3 protein-coding genes are annotated in these 4,132 nt (G+C 46.8%); 2 read left to right on the top strand and 1 reads right to left on the bottom strand.

What is annotated here, in order from left to right; genetic code table 11:
* Positions 1-344 precede the first annotated feature (344 nt).
* Positions 345-1,394 carry a RepB family plasmid replication initiator protein gene (locus J1785_RS02810; RefSeq protein WP_129955453.1) on the top strand — a complete coding sequence of 350 codons (1,050 nt, stop codon included), beginning with the start codon at positions 345-347 and terminating at the stop codon, positions 1,392-1,394.
* Between the two features lie 639 nt (positions 1,395-2,033).
* On the opposite strand, the gene J1785_RS02805 is transcribed toward J1785_RS02810, so the two are convergent.
* Entirely contained in the window at positions 2,034-2,984 is a 951-nt protein-coding gene (locus tag J1785_RS02805) for a LysR family transcriptional regulator (RefSeq protein ID WP_217218762.1), read from the bottom strand.
* A 91-nt stretch (positions 2,985-3,075) separates the two neighbouring features.
* On the opposite strand from J1785_RS02805, the gene J1785_RS02800 reads away from it, so the two are divergent.
* Positions 3,076-3,552 carry a nuclear transport factor 2 family protein gene (locus J1785_RS02800; protein ID WP_238483041.1) on the top strand — a complete coding sequence of 159 codons (477 nt, stop codon included), beginning with the start codon at positions 3,076-3,078 and terminating at the stop codon, positions 3,550-3,552.
* Positions 3,553-4,132: the final 580 nt, after the last annotated feature.

The following is a 4,132-nucleotide window of genomic DNA, read 5'->3' as shown; positions in this document are numbered from 1 at the left end:
GTCATGATATATACAAGTTATGCACCTGCCAGATACGGAGCTGCAATGGTCATTTTGGATCCTTATCGGAAAATTTAACCTTCTGTTTTTAAAGTTATCCTCTTGTTCGATCCAATAATAAGATCCAAATAGAACCTAAAAGAACCAAAGAGATCCCCGCACCTCTGGAGGCCTTGCGCTATATGGGTAAAATGAAGATCGTTAACCGCTATAGGGAGTAAAACAACCACTATAAAAAGCAAATTAACCACTATGTGTGGTAGTAAAACCGCTATAGTGAGTGTTAGTATCCACTGTATCGTGTACAGAGAGACTCTTATGCACATTCATTGTGAGAGCAGATAATGTCTGGAAATGAGCCAAAAAACATAGAGATAGCGAAAGCTTTCGCAGAAACGGATAAGCGAACAGGTGAACTTGTTACTCTGGTTCCTAACAGCAATAACACGGTTCAGCCTGTAGCACTTATGCGGTTGGGCTTATTTGTACCCACGTTGAAATCGACTGCCCGGGGCCGTAAAGGTCAGATGAATTCCATGGATGTCACTTCGGAGCTCAAGCAACTTTCGATCGTCAAGTCTGAAGGATATGAAAACATTAAGATCACCGGTGCCCGGCTTGATATGGATAATGATTTCAAGACATGGGTCGGGATCATTCATGCCTTTGCCAAGCATAAGGTCCTGGGAGACTCTGTATACCTGCCTTTCGTTGAGTTCGCTAAATTATGTGGCATTCCTTCCGCGCGCTCCTCAGCGAAGCTCAGGGCGCGTTTGGAAGCCTCTCTGGAACGTATCGCAACCAACACGTTGTCGTTTTCCAATAAGGAGGGGGACTATTATGTTACTCACCTTGTTCAGTCAGCAAAATATAGCCCGAAAAAGGATGTCGTCGAGTTACAGGCGGATCCGAAGATTTTTGAGTTGTATCAATTCGATAAGAAAGTTCTTCTTCAGCTCAGGGCAATCAACGAACTATCTCGCAAGGAGTCGGCGCAGGCTCTCTATACCTTTATTGAAAGCCTGCCGACAGATCCCGCTCCCATATCCATGTCGCGCCTGCGTGCCCGCCTTAATCTGACATCACGAGCGATCACTCAGAACGCTACTGTTCGTAAGGCAATGGAACAACTTAAGGCTATTGGCTATCTCGACTATACGGAGGTCAAACGCGGTAAAGCCGTGTATTTCTGTATCCACTATAGGCGGCCAAAATTACGACCAGCTCAGATCCCGACCGGTATAGGCGATGATGTCTATGATGTCCTGGACGATGAACATATTATTGATATCCCTGCCGAGAAAGATGTCGATCCTGGCGCGCCGCGTGAGATGGTAATGCTGACGAAAGAAGAACTTGAGTTGCTTGAACAACTTCGACAGGCAAAGAAATAGTATCGATACCTTCGTTATCCCTCTGACCCGAAGCCTGTTGTGTTATCAGCAGGCTTTTTTCATAACCACTGTGGTAAGCAAATTAACCACTGTAGTGAGAAGCGCAACCACTGCAATCAGCAAACTCAGCGATTATGAAATCTACCAACCACTGCGGTTAGTAATCTTTACTCGCTCTAGTGGTTGTTTGCGTGTTTTACCCTAACCCCCCTAGTAGTTACTAACCTGAAGCCCCTTATGATAGTTAGGTTAGTACTTGCTTACATTTTCCACTTCACCTCTATTTACTCTTTCCAGTGGTTAATGCTCTCCATAGTGGTTTTACTCACTTTAGTGGATGTTACTCTCTGCAGTGGTTGCTTCTCACTACAGTGTTTTCAAATTCCGTGTAAATTCTTATGCTCACTCTAGTGGTTAATGCTCTCTATAGTGGATATTATTAATGTCTGAGTTTTTAGCTGATTAAAGTGTCTTGGAAGAGGTTTGAGACAGTGTCACTTTTACCGTGGTACTTTTAAGACCACTTTTCTGAGGTCTGCTTAGCTGGCTGAGGAATGACCCTACCCCCGATAATCTACACCCCTTCAGAAACAGAATTCCGGCCTTTACGCGGAGATTGTACAGATGGAAAGTCAGGTTTCAGATGGGAGAACGCTCACTCTTCCGCTTTGGGTCATTCATCGGAGTGACCAAATAATCGCAGAAATTGGTGTGCATAAAGTCTACGAAGGCGCGCACCTTTGGCGTAATTTTTCGGTTGCTGGGCCACATTATATGAATAGTATTAGCATCCGTTACGTAGGCATCCAGCAAGGTTTTCAGGCGTCCTTCAGCGACCGGAGTTCTGACAGAGAAATCGGGCACACATGCGATCCCGCGCCCGGCAAGAGTCATATAAAGCAACGCGTCCAGGCTATTGCATACCATCGACAAGGGCAGCGATGATATTGCTGCTGTACCGGCGGTGTGTTCGAGTGGCCACTGGTATATTTTGCCAGTGGGCGTCCAACGATAGTGCAGGCATGCATGATTCAAAAGATCGTCCGGTTTTGTGGGGATACCTTTTTCTTTCAAATATGACGGTGCGGCGACAAGGCAGGCTCGATAGGGTCCCAGCGGGCGGGATACCAGACGTGAATCGCGAAGCGAGTTCCCCCGAATTACCACATCAAATCCTTCATCGACCACATCAACAAGTCGATCGGTGAAATCCAGATCGAGTTCAATCTCGGGATAGCGCGCCATGAATGCTGAGAGGACGGGCAGCGGCAACCCTGCTGAAAGTGCCAGACCCACCCTTAGTCGTCCGCGTGGGTGTTGTGTCATTGCGCTGAGTTCATCTTCCGCTGCCTGGATTTCACCAAAAATGCGTCCGCACCTTTCGAGAAACATCTCTCCTTCTGAGGTAAGGCGGACGCTACGTGTGCTGCGCTGGAAAAGCCGCACGCCAACACGCTCTTCAAGCCGGGAAATACTTTTACTGACGGCGGACGCAGAAATGCCAAGGTTTCGCCCCGCTTCGGCAAAGCTCCGTGTCCTCGCTGTTTGAATAAACACCTCCAGCCCTCCCAGTGCGCTGAAACTATCCACAATCTCCTCCCGAAAATTTCATTACTGACATTTTTGTCATATCTGAAATGAACTTTACCCCGCTTAATGACGCACGATCAATGGCGTTAGGATGAACCTGAAAGGTGCCTGGTCTCTTACCAGGCACTGGCTGAAATTCACTAATGGGGAGAATTTTTTCATGGTCACCACTGAGCATCTCGATGCGTATCTTAAAGCTATGGGCAATCGTCACGTTGAAGGGCTCGAGGCCCATATGGCGGATAATGTCATACTTCGCAGCCCAATTGTTCCTGTTCCCTTTGAAGGAAAAGAACTTGTTTTTCAGATAGTTTCCCGGCTTCTTGAGACCATCGATGACTTTGAGCTGAAGCACCTTTTGCGTGACGGAACAGACTTTGTTGCAGTGTTCACCATCAAGTTTGGTGACCATATTATTGACGGCATGGACCACATGCATTTAAACGATATGGGCTTTATTGACAACATGACTGTGGCATGGCGCCCACTTGCGTCAGTTGTCGCAGTGCAGCAAAAACTTGCTCCGAAACTGGGAGGCAAGCCGATGCAGCTGGTTCCTTTGGAATAATCAGGTTTAAACGTTAAAAATGACAGTAGAATCGTAGCCTCAACTGCGCGCAGGAATGGCATTGCAAACGGTCAATCCTGCTGTCTGCGTTGCAAATCGCAGAATTCTACTTTAGCGATCTTTAGTTGCCAGTCTGACTATATCTGGCACAGGCTATATAAAATGTTTTTTGAACGCAGAGCCTGCCAGAAACCGTGTTCATATCAGGTGGTAAACCAGCCCCACAGTGGCACAGCTGGCAATGACGTGTGTCACTTTGAATTTAAACCTGAACAGGGCGACCGCCGCGGCAAGTGCAATTACTGCCGCAACCCAGTCTGTTCTCCCTCAAAACTCCTTGGCCACAGTACGTGATATCTGCCGGCCGGATCGCCGAAGCTGATGAACCCCCGTTTCAACCAGAATAAGAAGGCTTCCCAAAACTGACCGGATGCGCAGGCGCCACTGTCATCATAAGTGGCGGGCTTTTATTCATGAATTCTAATCCCGCTTGTTATGACTGAGAATTGAAAGTCTTATAAGTATTTGTTTTTATATAATTAATATGAGATTATTTTGAGTTACGTTGTCACTTTTAATG

Origin of the sequence: Rahnella perminowiae, from assembly GCF_019049755.1 — a bacterium.
Classification (GTDB): domain Bacteria; phylum Pseudomonadota; class Gammaproteobacteria; order Enterobacterales; family Enterobacteriaceae; genus Rahnella; species Rahnella perminowiae.
This window is presented reverse-complemented; position numbering and strand designations above follow the sequence as displayed.

Bases quoted from the DNA above. Each gene is read 5' to 3' on its own strand.
- J1785_RS02800 (WP_238483041.1), top strand. From the start codon at position 3,076: ATGAACCTGAAAGGTGCCTGGTCTCTTACCAGGCACTGGCTGAAATTC.
- J1785_RS02810 (WP_129955453.1), top strand. From the start codon at position 345: ATGTCTGGAAATGAGCCAAAAAACATAGAGATAGCGAAAGCTTTCGCA.